The organism is Nocardia tenerifensis NBRC 101015, from assembly GCF_000308715.1.
GTDB lineage: Bacteria > Actinomycetota > Actinomycetes > Mycobacteriales > Mycobacteriaceae > Nocardia > Nocardia tenerifensis.
In genome coordinates this window covers 18,047-31,531 of record NZ_BAGH01000354.1, presented here as the reverse complement: position 1 = coordinate 31,531, position 13,485 = coordinate 18,047, and the positions used below count along the sequence as shown (strand labels likewise).

Genomic DNA, 13,485 nt, shown 5'->3' with positions numbered 1-13,485 from the left:
GCCTGAAGGAGGCACCGATCGTGACCCCGATTCCGTATCTGCGCCGCGTTGACGACGAGGAAGCCTTCGAATTCGCTATCGCGAACGGTCTAGCTGAGCACGGTTGGGCGCCGGGTCGGGCCATTGCTTATGACCACGATCTTGGTATCGAAACCGCTGAGCTCGAATATTTTCTTGAGGCAACGCAAAACGACGCCTGGCTTCGACTTAAGGCGGAGTACGGGACCGGCGAGAAGAATCCGATCCAGCGATTCGCCAAGCGGATTGCGCAGCAGATCGATTCTCGCGGTGTTCTCGATCTGCTGCGCCATGGTGTTGTGGACCAGCGGATCAAGTTTAAGCTGGCATTCTTCCGGCCCGCGCACACCCTGGCTTTCGGAGCGCTCGACGCATACAATGCCAACAGGCTCACCTTTGTACGGCAGTTTCGTTACTCGGCGAATCGATCGGTCAAATCGGTCGACCTGGCCTTCTTTCTGAACGGGCTGCCGTTGGCCTCCGCTGAGCTGAAGAACCACACAACTGATCACCCACAAACCGTCGAGGACGCGATCCGTCAATATCGCAATCGTGACCCAAAGGAGCTCTTTTTTGCCAAACGAACCCTGGTGCACTTCGCCATCGATCCAACGCTCGCGTTCCTGACCACTCGGCTGGCTGGGACTAGGACTCGATTTCTGCCGTTCAACATGGGTTCGGGCGGACCGGGCCAGATTGGTGGTGCGGGTAACCCGGCCCGTTCCGAGACCGACGGCTCCTATCCGGTGGCATACCTCTGGGAACAAGTCTGGTCACGAGACACCTGGTTGGAGCTGCTGGAGCGCTTTCTCCATATCGAAGATGCACAGGCGAAGGCTGGTAAGTCACCCTCGCACCGTCCGGGCAGCGCACACACCCAGCCGCTGATCTTCCCTCGATTCCACCAATGGCACGCTGTGCGGGAGCTCATCACACACGCGGCTCAACACGGTGCGGGAGAGAACTACCTAATTCAACACTCGGCAGGTTCCGGTAAGTCCAACACTATTGCCTGGCTGGCACACCGCCTCTCCTCGCTGCATACCCCCGAAGATTCGGCACAGCTCGGAGTAACGGCCCGAGCTAAAGGACTAGGCGCCAACGAGCCAGTATTCGACAAGGTTATCGTAATTACCGACCGTCGCGTTCTGGACAAGCAACTGCAGGACACGATTTACCAGTTCACCCACACCCCTGGCGTGGTGCAGCGAATCGACGAGGACTCCACGCAGCTCGCGGAGGCACTGACAGGATCCACTGCTCGAATTGTGATTACGACGCTCCAGAAGTTTCCCTTCATCCTGAAGAAGGTCGGTGGGCTCGGCACGTTGCGCTATGCAGTGATCATCGATGAAGCTCACTCCTCCCAGGGCGGTGATGGCTCGGCGGCGTTGAAAAAGGCATTGGGTGCACACACTGTCGACGAGGACGGTGACCCACTAACCTCCGGGGCACTGGCGCGGGGCCAGCAGCCGAACATGTCGTTCTTTGCGTTCACTGCCACCCCTAAGCCCAAGACGCTGCATCTTTTCGGTGTCCCGATTCCCGACAGCGAAGAGTACGGACCGTTCCACGTTTACTCGATGCATCAGGCCATCGAGGAGGGGTTCATTCTCGATGTCTTGGGGACCTACGCCACCTGGGCCACTTACTTCAAACTGCAGCGGGCGGCGGCGGAGGAGGCCGAGCGGCAGGTGGACCCGCGCAAGGCCCGTGCCAAGCTGGTGCGTGCCACCCTGTTGTCAGACGCCTCGATGGCCTCGCGCGCAAAGGTCATCGTGGACCATTTTCAATCTCACACTGCGGCCAAGCTCGGCGGGCGAGCCAAGGCTATGGTGGTAACGCCCAGCCGTGAACATGCTGTCCGTCTCTACCAGGCAATCCGCAGCCATATCGAGGAGCGCGGTCTGACCGATTATGGGACTCTCGTAGCGTTCTCCGGCACCGTCAAGATAGACGACCTTGAGTACACCGAACCCAAGCTCAACGGCTTTACGGAGAAAGAGTTGCCCGATCGGTTCGGCTATGTACGCGCAGACGATCCAAGCACTTCAATTCTGCCTAAACGGGAGTACCGAATCCTGGTTGTGGCCGAGAAGTACCAAACCGGTTTCGACCAGCCGCTCTTGACAACTATGTACGTCGATAAGCCCTTGGCTGGCGTTGCCGCAGTGCAGACGCTGTCCCGCCTGAACCGCACCCATCCGCTCAAGTCTCAGGAGGACCTTTTCGTCCTGGACTTTGCCAATAAGTCTGACGTCATCCTTGATGCATTCAAGAAGTACTACGGAGCATCCCTGACCCCGCTCACCGATCCCAACCTTCTCTTTGACAGACACGACGAGGTCATGGCTTACCAGCTGCTCGTCGAGTCGGAAATGGATGCTCTTGTCAAGGCGTACTTTGAAGCTCTCGACGACGGCCGGGCCAGCGAGGAACAGGTAAGGACGGCTCATGCGAAGCTGTATCACTACACAGCGCCGGCTGTAGATCGCTTCAACGTGCTAGTTGCCCAGGAGCCGAACAAGGCCGAGGAATTCCGGCGGGCCCTAGAGTCATATACCAAAGCCTACGGCTGGCTGTCTCACGTCATCGGCTTCGACAGTCCGGAGCTCGAACGGCTGTTCCAGTACGGACGATTCCTGTTGAGGCGGCTGCCGCGCCGGACCGGAACAGCCGCCGCAGACATTGGGGAGACCGTGCCTAGCCATTTGCGGGTGCAGCAGACGGGAACCCCTGAACTGAAGCTGGGGGCCCCCAGTGCACAGATACTGCCGGGACTAGTGCCAGAGGCTGCGAGCACCGCGCAAGAAGTCCAGGAGCGTCCACTCATGGAAATCATTGACGAGCTGAACGAGGAGCACGGCGCGGGGCTCACCACTGCGGACCAGATCCTGCTCGGGCAGCTCGTCGTGACCATCGCTGAAGATCCAGACATGCACCGGCTGGCTTTGGCCCAGGATTCGGAAACGTACGGCCGCGAACTTGCGAAGGATATGGACGGCTTTGTTATCAGGCAGGCGCAGTCAAACGACGCTCTGATGGTCCGCTACTTCGACGACGACAATATCAATCGCCTGTTTAAGGAGGTTGCGACGGCACAGTCCTACAACCTCATCCGCCGCCCGGCTCGGCGAGAGGCGGACCGGAGGGCAACAGCTGAGCGCGTTGCTCAGCTTAAGAGTGGCGTCCACCAGGTCGTGGAGCCTCCTACGCCGTAACCTTGGCATGCGGTCAGCGCATCGCTCGCACCGAGAGGAAGTCGATGGGGGACGTGACGCCAGGGCAGGACGAGGCGAAACAAGCGAGAATGCTTGCTGGCCGCTACCGGTTCAAGGAACCGATCGGCTCCGGGGGCATGGGCGATGTCTGGCAGGCATATGACGAGCGACTAGACAGGCGCGTCGCGGTCAAGCTTATGCGAGTTGAGCAGTCGACTGTTCCTCGGGTTGGACAGGAGGAGGCGCTTGAGACCAGGCGTCAGCGGTTCCTTCGCGAGGTCCGGACTACCGCCGATCTCCATGACCATCCTGGAGTCCCCGCTGTTTATGACGCGGGCGTCGATGAAGCGACTGGTCAGCTTTACGTCGTTATGCAGTTGCTCGTAGGACGCGAGATCTCGACATTGATCTCGGACACTGACTACGACTACGAGCCACTGCCCGTCGCTTGGGCGGCAGCAATCGGCACGCAGATCGCCTCTGTGCTGGATGAGGTCCACAGCCGAGGTGTTGTGCACCGCGATATCAAACCGGCGAATCTCATGCTTACCCCTGGCGGTGTGGTCAAGGTGCTCGACTTTGGAGTTGCTGCGCTCCTCGGCACAGGAACCAACCCTCATCTCACGCAAGAAGGCATGACGGTCGGGACCCCTGCGTACATCTCGCCCGAGCAATGCCTTGCTAACACAGTCGGCCCGGCCGCGGACGTATACGCCCTTGCCTGTGTCCTCTACGAGCTGCTCACCGGGAGGACGCCCTTCGTAGCGTCAGATGACCGATCCCATCTCTGGCACCATGTGACCACCGATCCGCCATCTGTCAGGGCATTGCGCCCTGACACGCCGAAAGCGATTGAGCAACTACTGCTGGCCATGTTGATGAAGGAAGGTGAACGGCGGCCCACAGCGGCGGTCGTTTACGAGGTGTTGCTCCCATACGCGCGCGAAGGGACCCCGACAGATAGCCCGCCGCTGTTGGCATTTGACGGCCGAGACCTGGACCCTTGCCGACCGATCATCCGCCCCTTCGGGGGTTGGACCCGCCACCCGCGGGCAGAAACTTGTGACCCTGCTCCGGCTTGTGCCGAGGGCAGACCGCTGACTAACGACGAATTCGACGAGGTGGTCGACCGTGCGGCGAAGCTCGCCGGGAGGGGGCAGTTCGCGCAGGCTGCCGACTTGCTGGGTGAATCCCTGGCCCGAGGGGGCAATGACACTTTGGTTGAGGATCTGACGCTCTCGCTCGCCCATGTGCATTACCTTGGCGGGACCTTCCGCGAAGCTGCTGCGCTCTTCGAGCGAGTCTGGGCGGCACGGGATGGTCGTTACGATGCCGCCGACCTGACGATTCAGGAGTGCCGGTATTACGCAGCGCAGTGCCGCATGGAGATTGGCGAGTCCACAGCGGCCATCTCTGCGTTTGGTAGCTACGTCCGGTGGAAGCCCGATATGCATGATCAGAGAGCCATCGATCTCCATCTAGACGCGCTTCGACGGATCATGCGATTGGAAGCCGGAGCGGAACGGTTCCATCAGGCTCAAGAGGCCGCGGTGGCGCTGCGCGATGCTCTGAGCCGCTATCGAGGGCCTGAGGATCCAGAGCTCGTGGAAATCGATGGGTTTCTCGCCAGGCTCCGTCGGCTGACAGATTGACTGGAGATGCCTTCCAGTGTGGGCGCGCTATTGGCGCCAGAACGGGGGGATCATCGGCAGCTGCACTGACGATTGAAATCTGTTGCGCGGTTGGGTCAGTCGATATCAGAGTCCCTCAGGTGGTGGGATTTCGATCATGATGTCGTCCCCGGGTACCGGATCGGCTCCCTCGTCTGAGTATCGGGTCGGGGCAGGTGTCGCTGGCTGGGTTTGCAGGGGTGGAAGCGGTCAGAGATCTCCGGGTCGTCCAGGGTGAAGGCGGCTTCGTCGTAAGGCTGGACCGCGCTGGGGCGGTGCGCGATTCGTGGGCCACGTTCGGGCAAGTCGGCCAAGTGGAGCCGTTCGATGACGGTGTCGCCGCCGATGGCCGTCCACAGGGCCCAGACCGGCCCTGCCGGGCCGTCGGGGTGGCGCAGGTCTCGGCTGGTGGTGGCGATTACCAGGCCGGGGTCGGAGCTGCCGAGTGCCCGCGCAGAGCGGTTCGCAATCCAGTTTCGCAGCGCGCCGAATGCACCGAGAACAGCAGGATTCCGAAGTTGTCGGTCGGGAAGCTCTAATAGTTGGTAAGTTTGGAGGTGACGGTTTTCAATGACTCGGTGCCGTTGTCGTATTCGAGGAAGAACCGCACTATGTGACCGCGTTCTTCCCAGCAGCCGTAGCCGTCGGGGTAGAGTTGGTCATCGCGGAGGATGTGTGTCCAGAACATGTCGGTGCACTGTTTCTCCGACCACCACTGTGTCAGTCCCTGCACCGGATTCGCGTTCGCGAGGTGGTGAAGGGCGGCCAAGTCACAGAAGAAGCCATTCACACCGAGCCGGTGACCGAGAGTAGGGGAGCAGGCCAGGCGCTCCAAGCTGAGGGCGTAGGCGGCTGGGGCGGGTGGCTTCTGGGCGCGTTGGGCGGCGATCAAGCGTGCGCCGGAATAACCGAGGGCGTGGTGGGTTTGGCTGGTTCCGCCACCGTAGAGGGATTCACGGAAGGCGAAGAGCATGCCCATCTCGCGGAGTTTGCGCAGCCGGTCTTGTGCACGGCGGACGGAGGCGAATTCGAGAGTGGCGATCTGGTCGGTGGTGAGCACTTTGTGTTCGGCAAGGAGGGAGAGCAGACGTCGCTCGCGGTCGAGCAGACGGAACCAGGGACCGCCGTCCGGGTGTCCGCCTCGGTGTACGCTGCGGCCGCTGCGCGGCCCTACGGGTGAATATGTATGAGTATTGATATTCATTCTGGATTTCGCCCCGTTGCTCCGAATGCGTGCCCTACCGGCCCAGTTGCCGGTTGCGTGTTCGGCGTTTGGGGTGGCGGCTATAGGACGCCGAGCACCCGCCGACCAATCAGCGCCACCAAACGCTGCCCCATCCGCAGCCGGGTTGTCGCCGTGGCCGTTCATCGGGCGTCACCGCCGACCGGCTGGCGGGAACCCACCGCGCGGATCAGGACGTCCGGCCCGTCGACCAGCACCGCCCGGTTCGTATGCTGGTCCGTTAGCTCCACTCGTCAGAGGCCCATGCTCATGGAGAGCATGGGCCTTTCTCGTTCCGCGTGTCTTGTGGGGGCGAAGCCCCCACACCCCGCCCGGCGGGCTTCGCCCCCGGACCCCCTTTCCGGTTCGCCTACCCGAGGCCGCGCCCTCGGACCCCCTCCCAGGTGCGCCTACCCGAGGCCGCCACCGGGCCCTTTCACGTTCGCCTGCCCCAAGGCCGTGTCACCGGCCCCCTCCCGGTTCGCGGGCAGATCCAGTGTCCGCTTCAGCACCTCAACACCTACCGTCAACTCGATGGAAAGTTGGTTCTCGGTGGTGGACCCGGTCCATCTGCATACGCTGCGGCTGGCAGTTGGAGGTCCATGTCAGTCTTGGTGGGGCTGACAAACGGCCGGAGACAGCAGTCCGATTCGCTGGCAGCAATCGAGTCGAAGTTGGCTGCCCGCCATCGAGCGGAGTTCGATGCTTTCGACGAAAACGGATCCATGTGTCGACTCGGTGGTGCGCGTCAGCTATCTGGCGACGGCGGAACTGCGGATGGTCTCACGGTTTCCGTAGGCGAACCCAGGGACCGGGTGCCGTCGCTGTTGAGTTTCAACGACGTTGGCGACGATGGGCACAGGCGGTGGGGCCGACAGTGGCTTAACGATCGTCGCGTCGATGGGGTTGTCGGCGTCACGCAAAGGCCGCTTATCACGAAGCGTTTCGGCGGCCGATGACGATCACCCCCGGATCTGGTTAGCATCGTGAAATTGTCAGTGACGAGTTCGGTGCATGAGGTTTAGGCGTAGCTTGCTGGTGGTAGAGAAACGGGTCGCTCCATGGGAGCGTTGGTGGGGAGACTGGTCCGTTTGACAAAACGTTGGGGGGCGGAGAGGGTGGGGGCGGCCGCCGGAGCGGCGGGTGGGTAGACGAGTGGGGTTCGGTGCTGACTCTTGGGACGAGTACGCGGGTGATGGGTCATGGATGCCGGCCCTGGCAATCCTTGGAGGCCGGGTGTTGATCGTGGCATCCTCCCGTCGCTCGGTGGCAGCCCGATATTTCCGTTCGTCGCGAGAGCTAGTGCAAGAGAGTGAATGACGGCGTGACGAGCTCTTTGATCGGTGCGGGACTGTTTGAAATGACTCTCGATGACGGGAATCTTCCTGTTCATGTCGAGGTGGATCGGAATATTCATGGCAAGCTGGAGCCGCAGTACTTTTCGGCTGCTGCGATGACCGGTTATTACGCCGCATTCTGGCGTAAGTATAGTGCGGATATCGCGGACGGGAAATGGGACGCACTGAGTGCGATTCCTTCGCGGCGGGCCGAGATGATCACCCTGCTCGGTGCGCAGTCGTTTGCGGAATTCGAGTCGATTGAGCGTGCAGCCTGGGGACTGGCTGAATACAGAGGTTACGGCGCGATGACGGATTTTGGCGTTCCCTCCCTGGCCATGACTGCGGATCTTGGCCGTGTGGGTTCGATCGAGATAGACGTCAGGTGGTCGGCCTCTACTCTGTCTTCATATATTTCCTACGACATCCTGGAAGCAGCGAATAAAATTCGGCAACAGCGTCCCATGTTCCATGAGGGTGGAACCTGGTCGGCTCGGACGGACGACGATCTCGAGGTCGAAGTTCGTGAGTACAAGAACTACCTGATGAGGATCTCGTAATGCCAGATTTTCACGCCGATCTGAACAAACTCCTCGACGCCGCAGCCGCGTGGCAGAACGCGAGCGTCGAACTCAATACGTCTGCGGAGAAGGCGGGCAGTATTCAGGGAAGTCATGCGGAGGTGGTGTGGGGAGTCTTCCAAGAGGTGTGGACCAGTCAGGTCAAAGCCGCAGAGTACATGAAGAACAGACTGACCGAGGCGCGTGACGAAGCCAGTGCCGTCGGCAACGTCTTGACTCACGTCGCCACGGTCTTTCGGGAGAAAGACGAGAACTTCGCCAATGTGCTCATCAAGCTCCAAGGAGAACAGTAGTGGCGCCCTCGAAAACTCTCGATGAGATCAATACGACGCTGCAGTCGTTTTCGGATCAGATCACCAAGGTGCGGGAACAGCCGGCCAAAGTGGACGAAGCGTTCAAAAAATTGGCTATAGCGGCAGCCGCGTCGGAAGGAGGCGTTTTCGGTGTCGTCGGTGCTGTCGTCGGTGGAATCTACGGTTCGATGACCGAAGATGACTTCACCGGGACGATGAGCGCCAAAAAGGAGGAGATCAAGGATCTGATCAAGACGCTTTTGGAGAAGTTGGCCGATGCCATCGAAGCACTGAAAGCTCCGATCGCTCTCTTGCAGACGAGCGGAGACTGGCTTGATCTGAAGACCAAGATAGGGGCGGCGCAGAACAACGAGGTCGTGCGCGGCGATCTCACCGGGAAATGGCAGGGTTCAGCCGCGGACAGCTATAGGGCGGCGCGAATAGTCCAAGACACGGCATTGGACTCGATCAAAGGAATTTGTGACACGGTCAATGCGCAGCTTTTGAAGGTTTCCGACGCGTCGTGGACGTTCTACTCCGAGGTCGCCGAACAGCTGGTCGATTTTCTCGCCAGTTTGGGCACGGCAATCGGGAAGATCGCGACCGTTGTCAGCTCGCCGATAGGCATCTCGGATTGTATCGACCTGATCAAGAAGATGATCACCTTTGCGGTCAGTGCGTTCAAGACTTTGACGACCGCTCTCCGGATAGAGGTGGCTGCGATCGATGCGATATCGGCGGCTACGGCCAACCCGAAGGGGTTACTGAACAACAAGTGGCCGCAGACCGCGACTACGGATCTCGACATCAATTCGCCAAACAACGAGAAATGGAAGGCGCAATGAACGTCGTGCGTGTCGCCGGAGCGGTGGCTGCGGCAGTGTGTCTGGCTAGCTGCGCGAACCAGTCGAAGTCGCCGGTCGAGCCGAGTCGTCCGGCGGAGAGTTCGCACACTCTGCGGGAGCTGTGTGATGCGCCGAAACAGTTCTTCGCGTCGGAGTTCCACGCTGCCGATCTCAAAATCGGTACCGTTACCGGTGTTCCATTGAGCGAGCGCCTCGGTGATCTCAACCAATGCACTTATCACACGGCAGATGACAAGTACCTCGGATATCTCTACCTCGACGCTCCCACTGCCGCTGATGTGCACTCCCAGCCTGCGCCCACCCGGCTGACCATCGATGGCGTGCCGGTAACCGAGACGCCGGAGCCGCTGCCGTCTTATATGGAAAGCAGATACACCCCACTACGGTTGACTGCCGTCATCGAAGGATGGAAAGGGCAGTTCTACTTCCTCGGTGGAGAGGATTCGACGGTGCAGGCGGCGGCTCGTCTGCTGGTCGATGCGGTGCGGATGGTGAAGGGCTGATGCTCGGTCAGCTGAAATGGAGGATCGAGATCAAGCCGGTGACTATGCAGTAAGTGGCGAAGGGGAGGAGTGTCCGGGTTCGGAAGTAGCGTTCCAGGAAGCGGACGGCCAGCCAGGAGGACAGGCCGGAGATGAGGGCGCCGAAGAGGATCGGGCCTCGGATACCGATGGTTTCGGGGCCGGTGAGTTCTGGGAGTTCGAGGAGGCCGGCTCCTAGGATGGCGGGGGTTGCGAGTAGGAAGGCGAATTTGGCGGCGTGCTCGTTTTCGAGGCCGCGCCAGAGGCCGCCGACCATGGTGAGGCCGGCGCGGCTGAAGCCGGTGAGGAGGGCGCCGGCTTGGGCGAAGCCGATGCCTATGGCGTCTCGGAGGTCGAGGGCGGCGAGTCTGCGGTCGGATTGGCGGGGTGGGGTGTCGATGGTGAGAACTGTTGTGCGCGTGCGTTGTAGGGCGAAGCGGCGGCCGTATTCGGCGAGGGTTGGTTCGTTGCGTCGCCGGAGTCCTTCGCCGATGGTCAGCACGACGCCGTTGAGTAGCAGGAAGACGCTGGCGCAGATGGGGGCGGCGAACAGGGCGTGCAGGGGGTGTTCGAGCAGCGGTCCGAGGATGGCGACGGGGAGAGTGGCGATCAGGATCAGCAAGGCCATCCGCTGTGCGACGGTGTCGACGCGGCGGGTTCGCACCATGGTGACGAAACCGGTGAGGATGTTGCGCCAGGTCCGCCAGTAGTAGCCGAGCAGCGCGCAGGCGGTCGCCACGTGCAAGGCCACCACGAAGGCCAGATATGGTGTGCCGCCGCTGGATTCGCCGGGGCTGACGAGTTTCTGCCAATCACCGCCCACCCAGGCGGCGATCAACACGGAATGCCCGAGACTCGAGATCGGGAACAGTTCGGTGACACCCTGCACCGCACCGATGACAGCCGCTTGAAAGTAGGTGAGCATCGCGACGAGTTTCGCATGCCCGCGACGGCAATCGGATACGCCCCCGCCTCTCGACCGAAATGCCCGAATTGGCTTTCCCGCACCAACTTTCGCTGCATCGGAGGTGGTCGGCAGGCTCGAATTAGGCCCGGTCGCCCCGGATCGACATCGCGCCGCGATAGCGGGTGCGTCGCAGGCGGCGAGTGCTCCGCGCCCGTGATGCCCGGCACCTGGGCACCGGGAACAGCTACCGAGATCCGCGACATGGCGCCGAATGTCGTGCTGCCGATCCGATGGGTGTCATCCGCTCGGCCCGACCTCCGCGCAGTCATGAACTGTTGCCGAATTGTTCACGGTAACAGCGGTTTTCGTTCACCACAGCGCTCGAGTGCCCCTCGAACTATGGGCCTACCCGACTCTTTCCTCGAGGTACTGTCGAACCGATCTCCTACTTCGCTGGCGTCGAGGGGCTGGGTGGATCGACCGCGCGGAGAAACATCCGGCGGATCGTTTCGTGCAACTGGAGGATCGGTGACGGACCTGGTTCAGGTGGACCTGGATAAACTGCACGGGCTCGGCGGCGAACTCGCCAAGCGGGCCGACGACATTTCGGCTATCGAACACACCGTCACCGTGTGGATGTCCGATGGGCCGATGCAAAAGGCGTTCGAGCAAACCAGGGAAACGGTTCGGTCGACGTACGGCTTTATGGGTGACGAGATTCGGCAGATGGCCGATGCGGCGAAGAACGGCGTGAAGACCTATGAGGACATGGAACATCTGCTGGTGGATCAGTTCCGCCGGTACGTCGACGGCCGATGACGACGATCAGTCATGTGCGGGCGTGCCAGCCCGACACGATGCTGGCGTTCGGTGAGCACCTCGCCGAACGGAATACGGTGTTCACCGAGCGCCTCGCGCAGATGAACCGTGACGTCGACATCGCGACGCTGAACTGGCAGGGAGCGGGTGCCGCGGCGGCCGCGGCGCGCGCCCTGTCGCACAAGCTGGCGGGCAGTCATATCGGCAGCGCCGTCGTGACGATTGGCGAGCGCTACAACACTTTCGGCGCGCAGCTGGCGGCGATCCGGAAGTCGCTGTTGACCGTCGCGGAGACGGAGGTGCCCGCGGCCGGAATGACGGTCGACGACCAAGGCAATGTCACCGCGCCGACCATGCCGGGCACGTCGTTCGAGTCCCACTTCATCCAGCAACTGCTGAACGATCAGGCCGCGTCGTTCCAATCCCGCATCAAGGCGCATCTGGTCGAGTTCGGCGACGCGGAAACCAAAGCCGCGCAGGCTATCGCGGCTGATCTCGAGCAGCTCGCCGGATACCGGAGGGCGCCGGACGGCGCGCCGCTCAGCCCCGCGGTGCTGGACATCATCGCCAATCGGGCGCAGCTCCCCACGGACCCGAAACAACTGCACGATTTCTGGGCGAGACTGACCCCTGCCGAGAAGGACGCGCTGTTTCAGCACGACCATTTCATCGGAAACCGCGACGGAATTCCCCAGGTCGATCGCGACTACTACAACCGCCAAAATCTCAATTACCTACGAGCGGACGCGCAGCACAAGCTCGACGCGCTCCTCAGTTTCCCGCCACCGGGCGGCACCGAGGAAGCGGCCAGGTGGCAGACGCAGGTGGACGCCTTACAGGAGCAGCTCGCCGGCTACGACAAGGTCAGGACCGAGATCAGGATGAAGGACGGCGTGCCGCGCTTCCTGTCCCTGATCGACGACCAGGGCCACGCGGCGATCGCGCTGCACAACCCGGACACCGCGGGCAATGTCGTCACGTTCGTCCCTGGCATGAATTCCAAACTGAGCGGCATAGACGCGGGCGTCAACAGCGCGGACGCCATGCGCAAGGCCGCCCAGCTCGCCGACCCGTCGAAGCAGACCGCGGCCATCGCCTGGTACGGCTACGAAACCCCGAAGACCCTGTCCGACGCCGCGGGCAGCCATATGGCGAAAGCCGCTGCGGCGCCGCTGGACTCGTTCCAGGCAGGCCTGCGGGTGACCCACGAGGGCCCGCGCGCGACGGACGTCGTCGTCGGGCACAGCTACGGCACGACGGCGATCGGGAACGCGGCGAGCGGCGGGCACACGCTCGACGCGGACAAGGTCGTCTTCATCGCCAGTCCGGGCGTCGACGTCGAACGCGCGTCGGAGCTCAGCCTGGTCGGTGTCGACCCGGACGACGTGCACGACCATCTGTACGCGACGACCGCCCCCAGCGATCCGATTCGGCTGGCCGCGGCGTCGGAGGCACACGGAACGTCGACGGAGTCGGAGCGTTTCGCGCATCAATTCTCCTCCGACGGCCCCAGCGAGGGCTTCCTCGGCTACGACACCGACGCGCACAACCACTACTGGGATCCGGACAACCGGGCGATGGACAATGTCGGAAAGATCGTCACCGACAGCGGGCCGATCAGTTGACAATCACTCTCCGAGACAAGCGGTGACGACAATGCACGGTGATTTCGAAGAACTCGGTCGCAAAGTCCAGCGCGCGCAATACGCCATGGCGCAGGTGCGCGGCATCGGCGTGGTGCGCGGCGTGAGCGTAATCGTCGACGCGGAGAACCGGCTGCTGTCGATCGATGTGCCGAACGCCACGGCCATTATCGAGGCCTATCAGGCCGCGCTGCGGGACAAGGAACCGAAGGCGGCGGCGGCCATGCGAGAACTGAACGCGGACGCGCGCTTGCGCTCGGTGCGGACGTTCACCGAGGCGAATTCGGCGCGGCTGGAGGCGGAGCGGCGCCTGCGCGCCGAACCGGGTGAGTTGTATGACACGCGGCAGTCGTGGTCGGTGTTCGAGTAGGTGATTTCCGGCCTCTC

Annotated in this window: 11 protein-coding genes; 9 read left to right on the top strand and 2 right to left on the bottom strand. The window is 62.0% G+C overall.

Features of this window, described 5'->3' with window-relative positions; all coding sequences use genetic code 11:
• Positions 1-20: 20 nt before the first annotated feature.
• Positions 21-3,239 (top strand): type I restriction endonuclease subunit R, encoded by a 3,219-nt coding sequence (locus tag ON39_RS28360; RefSeq protein ID WP_051187258.1) that lies wholly within the window; start codon positions 21-23, stop codon positions 3,237-3,239.
• 44 nt (positions 3,240-3,283) lie between these two features.
• On the top strand, positions 3,284-4,891 hold the full coding sequence (locus tag ON39_RS28355) for a serine/threonine-protein kinase (protein WP_051187256.1): 1,608 nt from the start codon (positions 3,284-3,286) through the stop codon (positions 4,889-4,891).
• Positions 4,892-5,444: 553 nt separating this feature from the next.
• Here ON39_RS28355 and ON39_RS50145 read toward each other — a convergent pair.
• Positions 5,445-6,113 (bottom strand): replication-relaxation family protein, encoded by a 669-nt coding sequence (locus ON39_RS50145; RefSeq protein ID WP_211336273.1) that lies wholly within the window; start codon positions 6,111-6,113, stop codon positions 5,445-5,447.
• Between the two features lie 1,330 nt (positions 6,114-7,443).
• On the opposite strand from ON39_RS50145, the gene ON39_RS28345 reads away from it, so the two are divergent.
• The 4 genes from ON39_RS28345 to ON39_RS28330 are packed head-to-tail and all read left to right on the top strand — an operon-like array spanning position 7,444 to position 9,711.
• On the top strand, positions 7,444-8,028 hold the full coding sequence (locus tag ON39_RS28345; RefSeq protein ID WP_146251029.1) for a hypothetical protein: 585 nt from the start codon (positions 7,444-7,446) through the stop codon (positions 8,026-8,028).
• Entirely contained in the window at positions 8,028-8,342 is a 315-nt protein-coding gene (locus tag ON39_RS28340; protein WP_040738971.1) for a hypothetical protein, read from the top strand. The genes ON39_RS28345 and ON39_RS28340 overlap by 1 nt, the downstream gene beginning before the upstream one ends.
• A complete protein-coding gene (locus ON39_RS28335) occupies positions 8,342-9,187 on the top strand; it encodes a hypothetical protein (protein WP_040738969.1) in 846 nt (281 codons plus the stop codon). The genes ON39_RS28340 and ON39_RS28335 overlap by 1 nt, the downstream gene beginning before the upstream one ends.
• On the top strand, positions 9,184-9,711 hold the full coding sequence (locus ON39_RS28330) for a hypothetical protein (protein ID WP_040738968.1): 528 nt from the start codon (positions 9,184-9,186) through the stop codon (positions 9,709-9,711). Before ON39_RS28335 ends, ON39_RS28330 begins: the two co-directional genes overlap by 4 nt.
• Positions 9,712-9,718: 7 nt before the next feature.
• On the opposite strand, the gene ON39_RS28325 is transcribed toward ON39_RS28330, so the two are convergent.
• Entirely contained in the window at positions 9,719-10,654 is a 936-nt protein-coding gene (locus tag ON39_RS28325) for an undecaprenyl-diphosphate phosphatase (RefSeq protein ID WP_040738967.1), read from the bottom strand.
• Positions 10,655-11,164: 510 nt separating this feature from the next.
• Between ON39_RS28325 and ON39_RS28320 the strand changes: the two genes are divergently transcribed.
• The 3 genes from ON39_RS28320 to ON39_RS28310 are packed head-to-tail and all read left to right on the top strand — an operon-like array spanning position 11,165 to position 13,468.
• Positions 11,165-11,455 (top strand): hypothetical protein, encoded by a 291-nt coding sequence (locus ON39_RS28320; protein ID WP_040738966.1) that lies wholly within the window; start codon positions 11,165-11,167, stop codon positions 11,453-11,455.
• Positions 11,452-13,080 (top strand): alpha/beta hydrolase, encoded by a 1,629-nt coding sequence (locus tag ON39_RS28315; protein WP_040738965.1) that lies wholly within the window; start codon positions 11,452-11,454, stop codon positions 13,078-13,080. Before ON39_RS28320 ends, ON39_RS28315 begins: the two co-directional genes overlap by 4 nt.
• 31 nt (positions 13,081-13,111) lie before the next feature.
• Complete coding sequence (locus tag ON39_RS28310) at positions 13,112-13,468, top strand: hypothetical protein (RefSeq protein ID WP_051187251.1); 357 nt, start codon at positions 13,112-13,114, stop codon at positions 13,466-13,468.
• The last annotated feature ends 17 nt before the right edge of the window (positions 13,469-13,485 follow it).